Source organism: Sedimentitalea sediminis (assembly GCF_042687825.1).
Taxonomy (GTDB): domain Bacteria; phylum Pseudomonadota; class Alphaproteobacteria; order Rhodobacterales; family Rhodobacteraceae; genus Sedimentitalea.
On record NZ_JBHUQE010000001.1, the window covers coordinates 189,038 to 205,977 of the forward strand.

16 protein-coding genes are annotated in these 16,940 nt (G+C 61.1%); 11 read left to right on the forward strand and 5 right to left on the reverse strand.

Features of this window, described 5'->3' with window-relative positions; translation table 11 throughout:
• Positions 1-58: 58 nt before the first annotated feature.
• The 11 genes from fliF (at position 59) to ACFMPD_RS00925 (ending at position 13,010) form a co-directional block, all read left to right on the forward strand.
• Positions 59-1,711, forward strand: a complete 1,653-nt coding sequence (gene fliF / locus ACFMPD_RS00875; RefSeq protein ID WP_380990600.1) for a flagellar basal-body MS-ring/collar protein FliF — start codon at positions 59-61, stop codon at positions 1,709-1,711.
• Entirely contained in the window at positions 1,708-2,310 is a 603-nt protein-coding gene (locus tag ACFMPD_RS00880) for a FliH/SctL family protein (RefSeq protein ID WP_380990602.1), read from the forward strand. Before fliF ends, ACFMPD_RS00880 begins: the two co-directional genes overlap by 4 nt.
• On the forward strand, positions 2,303-2,599 hold the full coding sequence (locus ACFMPD_RS00885) for a FliM/FliN family flagellar motor switch protein (RefSeq protein ID WP_380990605.1): 297 nt from the start codon (positions 2,303-2,305) through the stop codon (positions 2,597-2,599). Before ACFMPD_RS00880 ends, ACFMPD_RS00885 begins: the two co-directional genes overlap by 8 nt.
• Positions 2,596-3,342: a flagellar type III secretion system pore protein FliP gene (gene fliP / locus ACFMPD_RS00890; protein WP_380990608.1), complete on the forward strand. Its 747-nt coding sequence runs from the start codon at positions 2,596-2,598 to the stop codon at positions 3,340-3,342. Before ACFMPD_RS00885 ends, fliP begins: the two co-directional genes overlap by 4 nt.
• Positions 3,343-3,593: 251 nt before the next feature.
• Positions 3,594-4,472, forward strand: coding sequence for a LysR family transcriptional regulator (locus ACFMPD_RS00895; RefSeq protein ID WP_380990611.1), 879 nt, complete (start codon positions 3,594-3,596; stop codon positions 4,470-4,472).
• Between the two features lie 86 nt (positions 4,473-4,558).
• Positions 4,559-6,250 carry an NAD(P)H-dependent oxidoreductase subunit E gene (locus tag ACFMPD_RS00900; RefSeq protein ID WP_380990614.1) on the forward strand — a complete coding sequence of 564 codons (1,692 nt, stop codon included), beginning with the start codon at positions 4,559-4,561 and terminating at the stop codon, positions 6,248-6,250.
• A gap of 3 nt (positions 6,251-6,253) precedes the next feature.
• Positions 6,254-9,022, forward strand: a complete 2,769-nt coding sequence (fdhF, locus tag ACFMPD_RS00905) for a formate dehydrogenase subunit alpha (protein WP_380990617.1) — start codon at positions 6,254-6,256, stop codon at positions 9,020-9,022.
• Between the two features lie 97 nt (positions 9,023-9,119).
• The gene (locus tag ACFMPD_RS00910) at positions 9,120-9,818 is read left to right on the forward strand and encodes a fumarylacetoacetate hydrolase family protein (protein WP_380990620.1); all 699 of its coding nucleotides are present in this window, start codon (positions 9,120-9,122) and stop codon (positions 9,816-9,818) included.
• Positions 9,819-9,987: 169 nt separating this feature from the next.
• Positions 9,988-11,034, forward strand: coding sequence for a TRAP transporter substrate-binding protein (locus ACFMPD_RS00915; protein ID WP_380990622.1), 1,047 nt, complete (start codon positions 9,988-9,990; stop codon positions 11,032-11,034).
• A gap of 78 nt (positions 11,035-11,112) precedes the next feature.
• Entirely contained in the window at positions 11,113-11,697 is a 585-nt protein-coding gene (locus tag ACFMPD_RS00920) for a TRAP transporter small permease (protein WP_380990625.1), read from the forward strand.
• Complete coding sequence (locus ACFMPD_RS00925) at positions 11,694-13,010, forward strand: TRAP transporter large permease (protein ID WP_380990628.1); 1,317 nt, start codon at positions 11,694-11,696, stop codon at positions 13,008-13,010. The genes ACFMPD_RS00920 and ACFMPD_RS00925 overlap by 4 nt, the downstream gene beginning before the upstream one ends.
• A gap of 318 nt (positions 13,011-13,328) precedes the next feature.
• Here the strand turns inward: ACFMPD_RS00925 and ACFMPD_RS00930 are convergent, their stop codons facing one another.
• The 5 genes from ACFMPD_RS00930 to flgG all read right to left on the reverse strand — a co-directional run bounded on the left by ACFMPD_RS00930 (position 13,329) and on the right by flgG (position 16,932).
• Positions 13,329-14,354 carry a LacI family DNA-binding transcriptional regulator gene (locus ACFMPD_RS00930; protein WP_380990631.1) on the reverse strand — a complete coding sequence of 342 codons (1,026 nt, stop codon included), beginning with the start codon at positions 14,352-14,354 and terminating at the stop codon, positions 13,329-13,331.
• Between the two features lie 141 nt (positions 14,355-14,495).
• Complete coding sequence (locus ACFMPD_RS00935; RefSeq protein WP_380990634.1) at positions 14,496-14,981, reverse strand: flagellar basal body-associated protein FliL; 486 nt, start codon at positions 14,979-14,981, stop codon at positions 14,496-14,498.
• Between the two features lie 9 nt (positions 14,982-14,990).
• Positions 14,991-15,731, reverse strand: coding sequence for a flagellar basal body L-ring protein FlgH (flgH, locus tag ACFMPD_RS00940; protein ID WP_380990637.1), 741 nt, complete (start codon positions 15,729-15,731; stop codon positions 14,991-14,993).
• Complete coding sequence (flgA, locus tag ACFMPD_RS00945) at positions 15,731-16,147, reverse strand: flagellar basal body P-ring formation chaperone FlgA (RefSeq protein WP_380990639.1); 417 nt, start codon at positions 16,145-16,147, stop codon at positions 15,731-15,733. Before flgA ends, flgH begins: the two co-directional genes overlap by 1 nt.
• Positions 16,147-16,932, reverse strand: a complete 786-nt coding sequence (flgG, locus tag ACFMPD_RS00950) for a flagellar basal-body rod protein FlgG (protein ID WP_380990642.1) — start codon at positions 16,930-16,932, stop codon at positions 16,147-16,149. Before flgG ends, flgA begins: the two co-directional genes overlap by 1 nt.
• Positions 16,933-16,940 lie beyond the last annotated feature (8 nt).

Here is a 16,940-nt window from a genome sequence, read left to right on the forward strand (position 1 = left end):
TTCGGTCTCTTCATAACCGCGCAGGAACTAACCGATTGTTAAGGCCAATGGCTCAAATATGGGAGAACGTTGGCAGAACGTCGACGATACGGAGGACATCGTGCAGCAGATCAAAAGTGCTTGGGTTGACCTGGACAGGCGCAAACAGTTGGTCATCGTATTGGCCGGCCTGGCCATCGCGGTAACCCTCGTCGTTATGTCCAGAATGGCGACGACCCCTTCCATGAAACTATTGTACGCGGGATTGGAAAGCGGTTCGGCCGGGGATGTCGTCCGCTCTCTCGAACAACGCGGTACGCCATTCGAAGTGCGCGGCGGTTCGATCTACGTTCCGAGCAGTATGCGCGACGAACTGCGTATGACCCTGGCCAGCGAAGGCCTGCCGGCAAACGGCGGGCGCGGATACGAACTGCTTGATTCGCTGACCGGTTTCGGCACGACATCACAAATGTTCGATGCGGCCTACTGGCGGGCGAAAGAAGGTGAATTGGCCCGCACCATCGTCGCCAGCCCCCATGTCGCCCAAGCCCGGGTGCACATCGCCAATAGCGGGTCCAGCCCGTTTCAACGCTCGGTGGAACCCACCGCATCGGTTTCGGTTGTACCATCCGGTGCCCCGATCACGACGGTCCAGGCCAATGCAGTGCGATTTCTGGTCGCCTCTGCCGTGGCCGGCATGTCAGTGGAAAACGTGGCTGTCATCGACTCCAATGGTATTTTGATCGGATCGGTGGACGCCGGTGCCGGCCCCAATACGGCCGATGACCGGGCGCAAATGTTGCGCGATCGCGTGCTGCGCCTGGTCGAAGCCCGTGTCGGCGCGGGCAACGCCGTGGTCGAAGTCAGCGTCGACACGGTGACCCAGACCGAATCCATCCGCGAACGCCGCTTTGATCCCGAGGGTCGCGTCGTGATCAGTACGGATACCGAGGAACGCACCGATTCGTCCTCGAATGCCGCCGGCGGCGAGGTTTCGGTCGCATCCAACCTGCCCGAGGGCGACGCGGCCGGCGGCGAAGGATCAAAGGCCAAGGCCAGCGAAACCCGCGAACGCGTCAATTATGAAGTGTCCGAGACAGAGCATGAAATCGTCCGCGGACCTGGCGCGGTCAAGCGGCTGACCGTCGCCGTTCTGGTAAACGGGCTGACTCAACCCGGCGAAGATGGAACTGCGACATTCCAGGAACGCCCGCAAGAAGAACTGTCGGCCCTGCATGATCTGGTTGCTTCTGCCGTTGGTTACGATGCCGAACGCGGAGACGTGATCACACTGAAATCGATGGACCTGCCCACGATTTCGCCGCTGGGCACCGCAGTAGAATCCTCCTTCTGGTCGCAATTTAACCTTGACCTGATGGCGTTGATCCAGATGGCGGCGCTGGCCATTGTCGCTCTGATCCTCGGCCTGTTTGTGGTTCGCCCCATTCTCAGTCGGCCACCGAGCCTGCCGGCGCCGGGTGTCGCTGCCTTGCCGGCCGGCCCTGGTAATTCATCGGCAGATCTCGAGACCGGCCCGGTGCTGACTGGCGAGATTGCCGACAGCGAATCCGGTGAATTCGCTTCCGCCCCGCAGACCCCGGCAGGATTGCCTACATTGTCGGATGGCGGTCAATCCCCGGTCGAACGTTTGCGTTCGATGATCGGGGAGCGTCAGGAGGAAACCGTCGAAATCCTGCGCAGTTGGCTTGAGGAAAACGAGGAGAATGCATGATGGCGATATCTCATCTGCTCGAAGATTTCAGTGTCGAAACCGCGGCCAATGAACCGGTCCACCTGATGAGCGACGACGGTCTCGAAGACTTGCGGCTTGCATCCTTCGAACAGGGCTATACCGCAGGCTGGGATGACGCCATCCGCGCCCAGGCCGAAGACCAGACCCGGATTACCGGCGCGCTTGGCGGTAACCTCGAGGATCTGTCTTTTACCTATCAGGAAGCGCTGGCGCAGATGATGTCCTCGGTCGAACCGGTGTTTCGAGCCCTGGTCGAGTCGGTGCTGCCGCAGGCGATGATGCAGACCGTCGGTCTGCAGATCGTCGAGCAATGCTCCGAGATGGCGCGCCAGCAAATCGAGCAACCCGTTACCCTGAAGGTGCCGCCCGGCGCTGCCGACGCCATAGAACCGGCGCTGCGGCAGAATCTTGCGATGCCGGTCGAGATCGTCGAAAGCCGGGACATGGGTCCCGGGCAGGTCTGCCTGCAGATCGGTGATCGCGAACGTCAGATCGACAGCCAGCTTATGCTGTCGTCTCTGCAGAAATCCATCGACGCGTTTTTCCACACAGCAACGAAGGTCAAAGAAAATGGATAACCAAACCGATTCGTCCGGCAGGGCTGCGGATCAGCCCAGCCCCTTTGTCACGGTTCCCATCGAAATTACGGTTTCGGTGGGGAAAGCCCGTCCGCTGATCCGCGATCTCGTCAAACTTGGGGAAAACGCGGTTTTGACGCTGGACAAACGGGTCGAGGACCCCGTCGAACTTTATGTCGGCGATCGGCTGGTGGCACGCGGTCAGCTTGAGGAACTCAGTGGCGATCACGCGGGTCAACTGGCGGTCCGGTTGACCGAGATCGCCGATTTTCAGAACGGCCTGGGATGAGACCTGAACTTCGATTGGCCTGCGGCGCACTCTGTGCCGCGGTTGCGATCACCCTGCCCCAGGCCGCCATCGCGCAGGAATTCACGCTTTCTCTGGGTGAAGACGGTTCGATTTCGGCGCGTTCGATCCAGTTGATCCTGCTGATCACCGTTCTCAGCCTGGCACCCGGGTTGGCGATCATGATCACCTGCTTTCCATTCCTGGTCACGGTTCTGGCCATTTTGCGGCAGGCGATCGGCTTGCAGCAATCGCCGCCAAACATGCTAATCGTCAGCCTGGCGCTATTCCTGACCTATTTCGTGATGGAACCCGTCTTCAGCGAGGCCTGGGAGACCGGGATAAGCCCGCTGATGGAAGAACAGATAGAGATCGACGCGGCGATGACAAACGCGCTGAAACCCTTTCGCGTGTTCATGGCCGCGCGCCTCGATCCCGACACCTTTCGGGCGATGGCGGAACTGCGGCCGGACGCGGCGACTATCGAAAACGGCCCCGATGCGCCACTCTCGGTTCTGGTGCCGAGCTTTCTGTTGTCGGAAATCGCCCGTGCCTTTCAGATCGGGTTTCTGGTCTTCCTGCCCTTCCTGATCATCGACCTTGTCGTTGCGGCTGTCCTCATGTCCATGGGCATGATGATGGTGCCGCCGGCCATTGTCTCACTGCCGTTCAAGCTGGCCTTTTTTGTCGTCGCCGATGGCTGGAGTCTGATTGCAGGAGCGCTGGTGCGCAGCTATTTCCCTTGATCATCGGAATTGATCCGGATCGACGGCACCGGGTCCTCTCGTGTTTGAACCAACCATCTACCGCCCGCCAATGGGCAGTGTCCGGCGGGTGGTTCGACAGACCGCGATGCCATGCCGGAACGCCCGCCACAGGAATGTCTTGGCCGTTCTTGGTTTCGAATTTTCTGGCGTGTCCTCCAATCGGCGCCTAGCGTGGCCGGCACCTGGTGCCGGTCAAGCGGCATCGCAGCCAAGTCAGACCAGGAGAACAGATGTCGGAGATCCGCGACTTGCGATTGCTGGTCTCGCTGGCGCGTCACAAACATTTTTCGCGCGCCGCCGATGATTGCGGAATTTCCCAGCCCGCCTTTTCGGCGCGTATCCGCAAGATGGAACACGCCTTTGCCATCCCCCTTGTCCGGCGCGGCAACAAATTCCAGGGCTTTACGCGCGAAGGCGAAGTTGTTCTGAAATGGGCGCGCCGGTTGCTGAACGATTTCGAGGGCATGCGGCAGGAAATCGACGCGCTGCGCCACAACCTGACCGGCAAGCTTGTCATCGGCACGATTCCGACTGCCCTGCCCTTTGCCGCGCTGGTGTCGTCGCAGCTGCGCGCGACGCATCCGCAACTATCGCTGGAACTGCAGTCGCTGTCCTCGCGCCAGATTGCGATCCGCCTCAACGACTATTCGCTGGACGCCGGCATCACCTATGTCGAACAGGCCGAACCGGACTGCACCGAGAAACTTTATGACGAAAGCTATGTGCTGATCGCGCCGCAAAACCTGGCGCCGCGCCGCCAGGGGCAGGCCACCTGGGACGAGGCGGCCAGCTTGCCGTTATGCCTTTTGACATCGGACATGCGCAATCGCCAGTTCGTGGACGAAACCTTTCGCAGCATCGGCGCCCACCCGACCGTGGTGATGGAAGCCAACGGCTTTACCGCCGTCCTGGCCCAGGTCGCCAGCGGCAACGCCGCAACTATCGCCCCCAAAATCGTTGCCGAAACATCGTTTTCAACGCAAGCTCTGGTCAAGCTGGATCTGGTCGAGCCGTTGCTGACCCAGGCGATCGGGTTGACGATCAAGGAGCAAACCCCGGTCCCGCCGATCATCACGGCGTTTCGCGCGGCGGTGCGGCGATCATTATAACCAAATTGGATGACGCGTTAAGAAATGGCGATTTGATGCAATAGCGAATTCCTGAGACACAGCGGTGAGCTAACGGAGTGGCGCAGATGAATGTCGTGAACACAAAACCCGGCGTGTGGAAATCCGGCAAGGGCAAGGGGCGCAGAACCCCGAAAGGGCGTCAATTTGACGACGCGGCCCTGCAAGAGGTGCGCGCGCTTTTGGGTGAATCGCCCCGACGCCGGGACCTGCTGATCGAATTCCTGCATCTGATCCAGGACCGCTATGGCTGTCTGTCCGCCGCACATCTGCGCGCATTGGCCGAAGAGATGCGTCTGTCTCAGGCCGAAGTGTACGAAGTGGCCAGTTTCTATGCCCATTTCGACGTGGTGAAAGAGGGTGAAACGCCGCCGCCCGACCTGACCATACGGGTTTGCGACAGTCTGTCCTGCGAACTGGCCGGGGCACAACAGTTGATGACGGCCCTCAAGGACGGGCTGGATCCGGCCAAGGTGCGGGTTTTGCGCGCGCCTTGCATGGGGCGCTGCGATTCTGCACCGGTGCTGGAAATCGGTCACAATCACATCGATCATGCCACACCGGAACGGGTGCAGTCCGCCATTTCGGCGAACGACATTCATGCGCATGTGCCGGATTACCAGGGACTAAAGGACTACCGGGCCGATGGCGGCTATGACGCGTTGACCGCTTTGCGCGGTGGGTCTGCGACTCCGGACAAGGTTCAGGAACAGATCCTGAGTTCCGGCCTGCGCGGATTGGGCGGTGCCGGCTTTCCTTCCGGTCGAAAATGGTCGTTCGTACGCGCCGAAGCCGGACCACGCTATCTGGCCGTGAACGGCGATGAGGGCGAACCCGGAACCTTCAAGGACCGGTACTATCTGGAGAGGACACCACATCTGTTCCTCGAAGGCATGCTGATCGCAGCCTGGGCGATCGAGGCGGAAACCTGCTTTATCTACATGCGCGACGAATATCCGGCCGTGCTGGAAATCCTGCGGCGCGAAATCGCCGCGCTCGAGGCCGCCGGGTTGGTGCCGGCCGGGTTTATCGACCTGCGGCGCGGCGCCGGCGCCTATATCTGCGGCGAAGAGAGCGCGATGATCGAAAGCATCGAAGGTAAACGTGGCATCCCGCGCCACCGACCGCCCTTTGTCGCGCAGGTGGGCGTTTTCGGCCGCCCGACCCTCGTGCACAATGTCGAAACCCTGTACTGGGTCGCGCGCATCTGCCGTGAGGGACCGGAAGTGCTCAGCGCCACGGAACATAACGGGCGCAAGGGATTGCGCTCCTATTCGGTGTCCGGTCGGGTCAAGAATCCCGGCGTCTATCTGCTGCCTGCGGGTTCGACCATCGCCGACATCATTGCGGCCTGCGGTGGCATGCTGGAGGGCCATGCGTTCAAGGCGTATCAACCCGGCGGACCGTCGGCCGGCCTGCTGCCGGCAACGATGAATGACATTCCGATGGATTTCGATACGTTGCAGCCCCACGGCAGCTTTATCGGCTCGGCCGCTATCGTCATCCTGTCCGAGCAGGACAGCGCACGGGATGCCGCACTGAACATGCTGCGGTTTTTCGAGGATGAAAGCTGTGGCCAGTGCACACCCTGCCGGGTCGGGTGCGAAAAGGCGGTCAAGCTGATGCAGGCCGACACCTGGGACCAGCCGCTGCTGACAGATCTGTGCAATGTGATGGTCGACGCCAGCATCTGTGGTCTGGGACAGGCGGCGCCCAATCCGATCCTGCTGACCATGAAACATTTCGCGGACGAGGTCTGAGTCATGAGCAAGTCTGTCACATTCAAACTGAACGGCCGGGACGTCACCGCCGAGGCGGATGAAACCATCTGGCAGGTGGCGAAACGTATTGGCACCACCATACCGCACCTTTGTCACAAGGATGCACCCGACTTCCGGTCGGACGGAAACTGCCGGGCCTGCATGGTCGAAATCGACGGCGAACGGACACTTGCGGCCTCGTGCATTCGTACGCCGACCGATGGGATGGTGGTCACCACCGACAGTGCCCGCGCCACAACGGCCCGTAAAATGGTGGTCGAGATGCTGGTGGCGGACCAGCCGCCGCGCGAAGCGGCACATGACCGGGACTCGCATTTCTGGCAGATGGCCGATCTGCAAGGCGTCAGCGACAGCCGGTTCCCGGCCCTGGAAAGCGATCGCGTGCCACTGTTGGACGCGTCGCATCTGGCGATGTCGGTCAATCTGGACGCCTGCATCCACTGCAACCTGTGCGTCCGCGCCTGCCGCGAAGTTCAAGTCAACGATGTCATCGGCATGTCTGGCCGGGGCCACGACGCGCGTATCACCTTTGATTTCAACGACCCGATGGGCGCATCGACCTGCGTGGCCTGCGGTGAGTGCGTGCAGGCGTGCCCGACAGGGGCGCTGATGCCGGCGTCGGTGCTGGACGAAACCGGTCATGGCAGCAGCGCCGAGTTTGACCGCGAGGTACACAGCGTCTGCCCCTTCTGCGGTGTCGGCTGTCAGCTGAATTTCAAGGTCAGGGATGACAAGATCGCCTGGGTCGATGGCATCGACGGTCCGGCTAATGAAAACCGGCTCTGCGTCAAGGGCCGGTTCGGGTTCGACTATATCCACCACCCGCACCGCCTGACCAAGCCGTTGATCCGGCGCGACGATGCCCCCGCCAAGGGGTTGAACGTCGATCCCGCCAACCTGTCCAGCCATTTCCGCGAGGCCAGCTGGGACGAGGCGCTGGAGGTTGCCGCCCAAGGGCTTGCGGGCCGCGGCGCCGAGATCGCCGGGTTCGGCAGCGCCAAATGTTCGAACGAGGAGGCCTATCTGTTCCAGAAGCTGATCCGCCAGGCGTTTGGGCACAACAATGTCGATCATTGCACCCGCTTGTGCCATGCCTCCTCGGTCGCGGCGCTGCTGGAAAACGTCGGCTCGGGCGCCGTGACGGCCACGTTCAACGAGATCGAAAACGCCGATGTGGCGATCGTGATCGGCGCCAACCCGGTCGAAAACCACCCGGTTGCGGCCACCTATTTCAAACAGTTCACCAAGCGCGGCGGCAAGCTGATCGTGATGGATCCGCGCGGCGTGGGATTGCGCCGGTTTGCCAGCCACATGCTGCAATTCCGACCTGGCACCGATGTGGCGATGCTGAACGCGATCATGAACGTGATCGTCGACGAGGGGCTGTATGACGAACAATATATCGCCGCCTTTACCGAGAACTGGGAAGCCATGAAGGCCCATCTGGCCGATTTCACGCCCGAGAAGATGGAACCGCTGTGCGGCATCCCGGCCGAGATGCTGCGCGAAGTCGCCCGGACCTTTGCCGGCGCAAAGGCGGCGATGATCTTTTGGGGCATGGGGGTCAGTCAGCACATTCACGGCACCGACAACTCCCGCTGCCTGATCAGTCTGGCGCTGATGTGCGGCCAGGTCGGGCGTCCCGGCGCCGGGCTGCATCCGCTGCGCGGGCAGAACAACGTGCAGGGTGCGTCGGATGCCGGCCTGATTCCGATGTTTCTGCCGGATTATCAGTCGGTCGAAGACGACGCCGTGCGTGCGGCTTTTGCACAGCTCTGGGACTCCGGGGATTTCTCAAACAAGAAGGGGCTGACGGTGGTCGAAATCATCGACGCCATTCACGCCGGTTCCATCCGCGGCATGTATATCATGGGCGAGAACCCGGCCATGTCCGACCCGGACGTGGAACATGCCCGCGCCGCCCTGGCCAAGCTGGATCACCTGGTGGTCCAGGACATCTTTCTGACCGAGACGGCCAACTTCGCCGATGTGGTTCTGCCATCCTCGGCCTGGCCGGAGAAAACCGGGACCGTGACAAACACCAACCGGCAGGTCCAGATGGGCCGTCCGGCGGTGCCGCCCCCCGGCGACGCCCGCGAGGATTGGTGGATCACCGTCGAACTGGCCAAACGGCTGGGGCTGGGCTGGGCCTATGATCATCCGCGCCAGGTGTTCGCCGAAATGACGCAGAACATGCCCAGCCTGAAAAACATCACATGGGACCGGTTGGAAAACACCGCTGTCACCTATCCCAGCCTCTCACCCGAGGACCCGGGCCAGCCCATCGTGTTCGGCGACGGTTTCCCCCGACCCGAGGGGCGCGCCCGGTTCACGCCGGCCAACGTCACCGCGCCGGCGGAAACCCCGGATGACGAATATCCTATGATCCTGACCACCGGACGGCAGCTGGAACATTGGCATACCGGCTCGATGACCCGCCGTTCCTCGGTGCTGGATTGGGCCGAACCCGAAGCCAATGCGTCGCTGCATCCGCAGACGCTACGCCGACTGGGCGTCGAACCCGGCGACATGATCGCGCTGGAAACCCGGCGCGGAAAGATCGAGGTGATGGCCCGCGCCGATCGCGCGATTGCCACGGATATGGTGTTTCTGCCCTTTGCCTTCGTCGAGGCCGCCGCAAACACCCTGACCAATCCGGCGCTGGATCCCTATGGCAAAATCCCCGAGTTCAAATTCTCGGCCTGCCGTGTCGCACCCGCCAACCGGCGCGAACACACGCCGGCGGAATGATCCGGCCCATGGCCGCGGCCAATAAAAATGTACATAAGGGGGCCGAGACGAGCCGGAATGGGGCGCTGTCGAAACGACCGAAGCCGAAGGGGCGTATATGACGGACAGTCTATTCGAGTTGCCAGCGGTGCCGGGCATTCCGGTCCGGAACATGGCTGCGACCTATCCCATCGGACGCATTTTCTGCGTCGGGCGCAACTATGCCGCCCATGCCGCCGAGATGGGCGTCGAGGTTGATCGGGAAAAGCCTTTCTACTTCACCAAATCCGCAGCACATGCGGTGCTCGGCGGTGCCCGGGTGCCCTATCCGTCCGGTACCGGAAACTATCACCACGAGATGGAACTGGCGCTGGCTATCGGTACTGCCGTTTTTCAGGCCGACATCGCTCAGGCGCGTGCGGCGGTCTTCGGATACTGCTGTGCGCTTGACATGACCCGACGCGATCTTCAGATCAGCGAGCGGTCCCAACAACGTCCCTGGTCGCTGGGCAAGGATGTCGAGTGTTCCGCAGTTTTTGCGCCTCTGACTCCCATCCGGGACATGGCTGCAATCGGCAGTCAGCGAATTCATCTGTCGGTGAACGGCGAAATTCGGCAGGATGCGACGCTGGCGGAACTGATCTGGAGCCCAGAGGAGATCATTGCCCACCTGTCCGGCTTTTATCACCTGCGTCCCGGAGATCTGATCCTGACCGGCACCCCGGCGGGCGTCGGATCGGTCGTCCCCGGCGACGTGATATCCGGTAGCATCGACGGGCTGGACCCGGTCGAACTGACCCTGACGGCGGCGGCCTGAGCAGAAGATCGAGCCACAGAAACCCGCATAGCGCGAAAAGCGTGCCACAGGACGCCGACAATTCGACAGACCATACCTTGGGCGAATGCCGCAGATTGCACGCCAGACATTGCTGAGTCGGGTAAAACCATCTTAAGAATGGATAATCCGTTCAACAGGGAGGATAGACATGACCCATCGGAGAAGGCTTTTGGGCTTTGCGGGTGCAGCGGCCATGGCCGCGTTGACCGCCGGCATCCCGGCAGCGCCGGCACTGGCACAAGAGGTCACGCTGAAGCTGCACCAGTTTCTGCCGGCACAGGCCAACGTGCCGAAACTGATCCTGGACGTCTGGGCCGACAAGGTCGAAGCGGCCTCGGATGGACGCATCAAGATCGACCGCTATCCGTCGATGCAACTGGGCGGGCGGCCCCCGGAACTGATGGATCAGGCCATCGACGGCGTGGCCGATATCGTCTGGACGGTTGTCGGCTATACGCCGGGCCGGTTCCCCAGCACCGAAGTCTTTGAGCTGCCGTTCATGATGACCAATGCGCGCGCCGTCAGCCGCGCCTATTGGGAGATGTTCGACAAGCACTGGAAGGATACCGAATTCAAGGATGTCCATATCCTGGGTACCTGGGTGCACGGCCCCGGCCTTATCCATAGCAACAAGCCTGTTGCGACCCCCGAGGACCTGCAGGGCATGAAGATCCGCGGCGGGTCGCGCTCGATCAATTCCCTGCTGACGAAACTTGGGGCGACCCCGGTCGGCATGCCGGTCCCGGCAGTTCCCGAAGGCCTCTCCAAAGGCGTGATCGACGGCACCACCATCCCGTGGGAAGTCACCGCAGCCCTGAAAGTTCCTGAACTGGTGCACAACCATACCGAATTTACCGGCAATGCGCTGTACGTCCTGACCTTTGTTCTCGCGATGAACAAGGAAAAATACGAGAGCATGCCCGACGACCTGAAAAAGGTACTGGATGATAATTCCGGGCTGGAGTTTTCGGTTTTTGCCGGTGGAACCCAGGAAGATTCCGATGGACCGGCCCGGCAGGCGGCGCTGGACAACGGCAACAACATCATCACGCTGGACGTGGAACAGACCGCAGTGTGGAAAGAAGCCAGCCAGCCGATCTATGACGAGTGGATCGCAGACATGAGTAGCAAGGGAATCGACGGTCAGGCCTTGATCGACGAAGCCCGGATGCTGATCGACAAGTACACGGAATAGCCGGCAACCGCTGAAAGTCGGCCGTGGTGGCGCTGTCACCACGGCTGCGGCCGGCCCGGCGTGTTGCAGGATGGTGGAATGAAAAGTTTTATGATGGGTCTGGCCCGCGTCATGGCCTTTCTTGGCGGTGTCGTTCTGACGCTGCTGATCCTGCTGACCTGTGTTTCAATCGTTGGGCGGCTGCTGAACGGGTTTTTTCACGGCCCGCTGATGCAGAGCCTGGCGCCCGGCTTTGCCAGATGGATGATCGACATCGGGGTCGGCCCGGTGAATGGCGATTTCGAACTGGTCGAATCCGGAGTGGCTTTTGCCATCTTTGCCTTTCTTCCGCTGTGCCAGATCACGGCCGGGCACGCCTCGGTCGACATTTTCACCAACAGGTTTCCAGCGCGCCTGAACCGGTTCATGCGCATGATCACCGAGATCGTTTTTGCCGCAGTTCTGATCCTGATCGCCTGGAAACTCTATGACGGGATGACCAGCAAGATGCGCTATGGCGAAACCACCTTTTTGCTGCAATTCCCGATCTGGTGGGCCTATGCGGCCAGCCTGATCGGCGCCGTCGTGTCCGCGATCGTGGGCAGCTATGTCGCAGGTGCGCGCATTTACGAGTTTCTCACCGGCCGCATTATCATCTGGGACGGCGTGGAGACGGATCAATGACGACGCTAGAGATCGGAATCGCCTCATTTCCGGCTTTGATGATCCTGATCTTTCTGCGGGTTCCGATCGGTCTGGCGATGTTTCTGGTCGGCCTTTTCGGGCTGATTATTGTCACCGATGGCACGAATGTCGCGTTTTCGCGCCTCAAGAACGAAACCTACACCACCTTTTCAAGCTATTCGCTGACGATCGTGCCGATGTTCCTGCTGATGGGGCATTTCGCGACGCTGGGTGGCATGTCCTCGGCCCTGTTCAAGGCTGCCGAAGGCTTTCTCGGCCACCGCAAGGGCGGGGTCGCCATGGCCGCCATCGGGGCCTGCGCCGGGTTCGGCGCGATCTGCGGCAGCTCGCTGGCAACCGCGGCGACGATGGGCCGGGTGGCGCTGCCGGAACTCAAGCAATATGGCTATGCCGGCGGTTTTTCCACCGCGACTCTCGCCGCAGGCGGAACCCTGGGCATTCTGATCCCGCCGTCGGTCGTACTGGTGATCTATGCGATCCTGACCGAACAGAACATCGCCAAACTGTTCCTGGCCGCCTTCATTCCCGGGCTATTGGCCGCGCTGGGCTATGTCATCGCGATTTCGATCTATGTGCGTCTTTACCCCGATTCTGCCGGCACCCGCCCCGCCGTTCCCTATGGCGAACGCTTTGCAGCGCTGTTTCGAGTCTGGCCCGTGCTGCTGGTCTTTGGCCTGGTCGTGGGCGGCATCTATCTGGGCTGGTTCACCCCCACCGAAGGCGCCGCGGTCGGCGCCGCCGGAACCGGTGTGATCGCATTGTTGAATGGCGGCCTGACCCGTTTCACGCTGATGGAGAGCTTTATGGTCACCGCCCGATCAACCGCGATGATCTTTTTCATTGTCCTTGGCGCCGGGTTCTACAACGGTTTTCTCGCCCTGACCCAGGTGCCCCAGGAATTGTCCAATTTTGTCGTCAGCCAGGGGTTCAGCCCCTGGACCGTGCTGTCGCTGGTCCTGGTTTTCTATCTGCTGTTCGGCTGCCTGATGGACAGTCTCAGCATGATCCTGCTGACCATTCCCATTTTCTTTCCAGTCATCAGCGTACTGGATTTCGGCCTCAGCCCGGAACAGGTAGCGATCTGGTTCGGCATTCTGGTTCTGATCGTGGTCGAGGTCGGCCTGATCACCCCGCCAGTTGGCATGAACCTGTTCATCATCAACGCGATGGATCGCCAGACCTCAATGGTGGAGACCTACAAGGCCGTGATGTTCTTTGTCGGCTCGGATCTGGTGCGGGTGGTGATCCTGGTGCTGTTCCCAGCCATAACCCTGTTTCTGCTGCCGGGATAAAGGACGGGCGGGATTTGGCGGAATCAGCCAATGCGTGCTAGGATGCCAAAGGTCAGTAACTGACGCGTTTTATTGAGCCCTTTTCTCGCTTATCGATTGTATCGGAGTCACTCATGTACATCAGCCGCCTCATCGCCGCCGCCCCCCGAACAACAGAGTTGACTGCCGAACTGTCGAAACTCAATGGTCCCTGTGTCGGGTGCACAGACTGCAGCGGTCTGTGCAAGGAACTGATCGAGGCCGTTCTATTGCCCGAACTGGTTCTTTCCAGGAAACACGCGGCGCAATGAGCACCAATCAACGCTGTCAGACCCGAAATCAGTGACGTTTCAATGTGTCGCCAAACGCGATGGTCGGCGTCAGGGTAATTGCCGTTTCTGCGGGTTCCGGCGGTTCCGCCAGACGCGCCGCGATAATCCCGGCCGCTTTTCGCCCGATCTCTAACCGGCAGGCATCCATCGTCGCCAGTTTGCGGGGCAGTCCCTGCAGCAATTCGACCCCGTTGAAACCCGCCAGGCCGATCTGACCCGGAATCTCGATTCCCTGTTCCAGCAGATAGAGCAAGCCGCCGGCACCGATCATGTCATTGGAATAATACAGGAAATCCAGATCCGGAGACCGTTCTAGCATGGCCTGGGTCATCTCGCGCCCCTTGACCAGCGCCGATCCGCCGGAATAAAACGCCCGGTCCTCGATTTCGACTCCGCTTTTGGCCAGCACCTCGGTCAAGCCTTCGAACCGTTTGCGCGCACGGTGGTCCAGCGGCATTTTTGTGCCCATGAAACCGATATGCCGATAACCGGCTTTCAGGATCGCCTGCGCCATTTCGCGGCCGGCGCGCCGATGCGAAATGCCCACCATCGCATCGACCGGCGTGCCATCGGTATCCATGATCTCGACGACGGGAATACCCGCGGCCTTGAGCATGGCGCGGCTGGCTTCGGAATGTTCGAGCCCGGCGATGATCACGCCGGACGGCCGCCAGGACAGCATTTCGTAGAGAACGCGCTCTTCCTTCTCCGGCAGATAGTCGGTCACTCCGACCACCGGTTGCAACTCGGTGCCTTCCAGCACCTGATTGACGCCCGTCAACACTTCCGGAAACACCATATTGGACAACGAAGGGATGATCACGGCCACCAGATTCACCCGGTTGCTGGCCAGGGCTCCGGCAATCTTGTTGGGCACGTATCCCAATTCTTTTGCAGCGGCCAGAACCCGCGTCCGCGTCGCGTCGGACACGTCACCCCGGTTGCGCAATACCCGGCTGACGGTCATTTCCGAAACCCCCGAAGCTTCGGAAACATCGCGCAGGGTCAACGGGCGTTTGGAGTCTAGAGACACGAGGCAGAACCTTCAGCGCAGGGAATGGCGGTGGCTTGAACGGATGTTACCGCGAACACCGGACCGGGATCAACCGCCGCGCGCAGGGTGCCCCGGCTGCTTCAGGCGCACGGGTCCCAGGCAGCACGGGTCGAGGCAAGATCAGTTGTCCTGTCGCGCGATATCTGTGATGAGAATGCCGGCAACGTTTTCGCCCAACTCCTTAACCGCCACGTCCCTGAGCGCCAAACGCAAGACATCCAGGCGTTCGGGCTGCGTAAAGGCTCCGTCAAAACCGCCCATATTGGCGTGATCAAAAAGCACGCGCAGAAACAGGTCGCGCAGTTTCGGTTCGCGCTCGAAAACCGTGTCATTCATCGACACGCTGGTTTCGACGCTCAGCGACATGACCACCAACGACGAGACCTGGCCGCTTTTGACGACGGGTACCACGAACTGGTTGTTCAGCTTGACAAATTCGGTGGTTGCGGCCTCTTCGTGGTCAGCGTGGGCCGCTTCCGATTTTGCTTCGGCGGTTGCAGTGTCATGGTTTTCGGAGGGCGCGGCCGGCGCAAGGAAAATCCCCGCGCCAACGCCGGCACCCGTGCCCAGGATGAGAAAGACCAAAGGGATGAGTTTCGACAACATCAGCGGACCTCAGAACGGCAGAACGGTGTCGAGGATTTGCTGCCCATAGCGCGGTTGCTGAACGTCCGTGATCTGTCCCCGCCCGCCATAAGACACCCGGGCCGACGCAATCTTGTCATAGGTCACTTCGTTCAGGCGCGATATGTCCTCGGGCCGCACATATCCTGCGACCAGCAATTCGCGCAGTTCGAAGTTCACGCGCAGTTCCTGCGAACCAGAAATCGCCAGAACACCGTTGGGCAGCACGTCGGTGATCGTTGCGGCCACGCGCAGCGTCAGCTTTTCCTTGCGCTTGACCGAGCCTTTGCCGGTGGTTTCGCTTTTCGAACCCAAATCCACAAGCTCGGCCGACGTTGCCCCCTCGGGCAACCTTCTGTCGAGGCGTTGCGGCAGGCCGAGGAGCTGCGGCACTTCCAGACTTTCCGATCCGTCGCGTGACCGCTTGGTGTCATTGCTGATTTCGGCCTTTTCATCGATCTCTATGACCACGGTCAGAATATCGCCCTTGGTCATCGCCCGCCGGTCGCCCAGCAGAGATTGGCGCTCACCGCTCCATAGAGACGAGCGATCGACGGTCCGCTGCGGTTGGGTCTGCAGCGGCAGACCCGGCATCAGCATGGCGACATGTTCCGACGTCTCTGTATTTGCACTGAAGGACGGCGGTTTGCCAAGATGGTCCATCCGGCCACAGGCGCCCAACGCCACGAGGCCGCTCAAGGCCAGGGAAAGTGCGAATTGTCTGTTTCTCATCATTGAACCTCGATGGATCCGTCGCTTTGAACGCGACCACTCACGGTTGCGCGCGATGACAGGTTCATCACGCGAATGACTTCACCGGCGGCCCCACGTCCCAGGGACCGGCCTTCGGTTTCGATCCGCAGCCCGCCCTGCAAGAAAACCAGCGACACAGTATCGTTGCGGCTGACGATCGCCGGCGGGCCGACATCCCCCGGCCGCACCGGCCGGCCGGGATAAAGTGCCACCCGGGCTTCCTGCCCCACCAGATCGCTGGCGGCGCTCAGCGCGCCCGCGACCTCGACATTCTTGGGAATCAGGTCCTCGGCGGCGATGATTTCCTTGGCACGGATCGTGCGTGTCGGCACCAGAATGTCGGCGCTCAGCTCTGGCGCGGCGATCAACAGCAGTAAGGCGATCAGCCGTGTCATCACCGCACCTGCGTGGTGGCGGCCATCATCTGATCCGCGGCAGAGATGACCTTGGCGTTCATTTCATAGCCACGCTGGGCCTCGATCAATTCGGTCACTTCGCGCACTGCGTCGACCGAGCTGGATTCCAGGTATCCTTGCCGCAGCGTGCCCAGGCCGTCTTCACCCGGCGTCGACACCAGTGCGGGACCCGACGCTTCGGTTTCCTTGAACAGGTTGCTTCCGATCGCCTCGAGCCCCTTGGCATTGGTGAAATCCGCAAGCGTGAACTGCCCCAGCAACTGACCTTCGGCAGTGTCCGTGAAGTAAGCATAGACCTCGCCCGCCGCGTTGATCGAAATGCTGTGCGCATCCGACGGGATCACGATTTCCGGCGCGACCGCATGACCGTCCGAGGTGACGATCAGCCCCTCGGCCGAGCGTTTCAGACTGCCGTCCCGGGTATAGGCCGTGTCACCCGACGGCAGAGTCAGCTCCAGATACCCCTTGCCCTCGATGGCGACATCCAGGTCGTTCCCGGTTTCGCCCAGCGCCCCTTGCGCCAGATGGATGGTGACCGCGCTGGGCCGCACACCCAGCCCCAGCTGGATGCCGGTTGGCAGCACCGTTCCGTCCGAGGCACTGACCGTACCCGCCCGCGAGACCTGCTGGTAGTGCAGGTCGGAAAACTCGGCGCGCCGGGCGTTGTAGCCGGTGGTGTTCATATTCGCCAGGTTGTTGGAAATGGTTTCGACACGCAGCTGCTGTGCGCTCATCCCGGTGGCGGCAATTTTCAAGGCACGCATCGGATTCT

Coding starts and splice junctions, on each gene's coding strand:
- fliF (WP_380990600.1), top strand. CDS start 59: ATGGGAGAACGTTGGCAGAACGTCGACGATACGGAGGACATCGTGCAG.
- ACFMPD_RS00925 (WP_380990628.1), top strand. CDS start 11,694: ATGACGACGCTAGAGATCGGAATCGCCTCATTTCCGGCTTTGATGATC.
- ACFMPD_RS00895 (WP_380990611.1), top strand. CDS start 3,594: ATGTCGGAGATCCGCGACTTGCGATTGCTGGTCTCGCTGGCGCGTCAC.
- ACFMPD_RS00900 (WP_380990614.1), top strand. CDS start 4,559: ATGAATGTCGTGAACACAAAACCCGGCGTGTGGAAATCCGGCAAGGGC.
- fdhF (WP_380990617.1), top strand. CDS start 6,254: ATGAGCAAGTCTGTCACATTCAAACTGAACGGCCGGGACGTCACCGCC.
- ACFMPD_RS00915 (WP_380990622.1), top strand. CDS start 9,988: ATGACCCATCGGAGAAGGCTTTTGGGCTTTGCGGGTGCAGCGGCCATG.
- ACFMPD_RS00935 (WP_380990634.1), bottom strand. CDS start 14,981: ATGTTGTCGAAACTCATCCCTTTGGTCTTTCTCATCCTGGGCACGGGT.
- flgA (WP_380990639.1), bottom strand. CDS start 16,147: ATGACACGGCTGATCGCCTTACTGCTGTTGATCGCCGCGCCAGAGCTG.
- flgH (WP_380990637.1), bottom strand. CDS start 15,731: ATGAGAAACAGACAATTCGCACTTTCCCTGGCCTTGAGCGGCCTCGTG.
- fliP (WP_380990608.1), top strand. CDS start 2,596: ATGAGACCTGAACTTCGATTGGCCTGCGGCGCACTCTGTGCCGCGGTT.
- ACFMPD_RS00910 (WP_380990620.1), top strand. CDS start 9,120: ATGACGGACAGTCTATTCGAGTTGCCAGCGGTGCCGGGCATTCCGGTC.
- flgG (WP_380990642.1), bottom strand. CDS start 16,932: ATGCGTGCCTTGAAAATTGCCGCCACCGGGATGAGCGCACAGCAGCTG.
- ACFMPD_RS00885 (WP_380990605.1), top strand. CDS start 2,303: ATGGATAACCAAACCGATTCGTCCGGCAGGGCTGCGGATCAGCCCAGC.
- ACFMPD_RS00880 (WP_380990602.1), top strand. CDS start 1,708: ATGATGGCGATATCTCATCTGCTCGAAGATTTCAGTGTCGAAACCGCG.
- ACFMPD_RS00920 (WP_380990625.1), top strand. CDS start 11,113: ATGAAAAGTTTTATGATGGGTCTGGCCCGCGTCATGGCCTTTCTTGGC.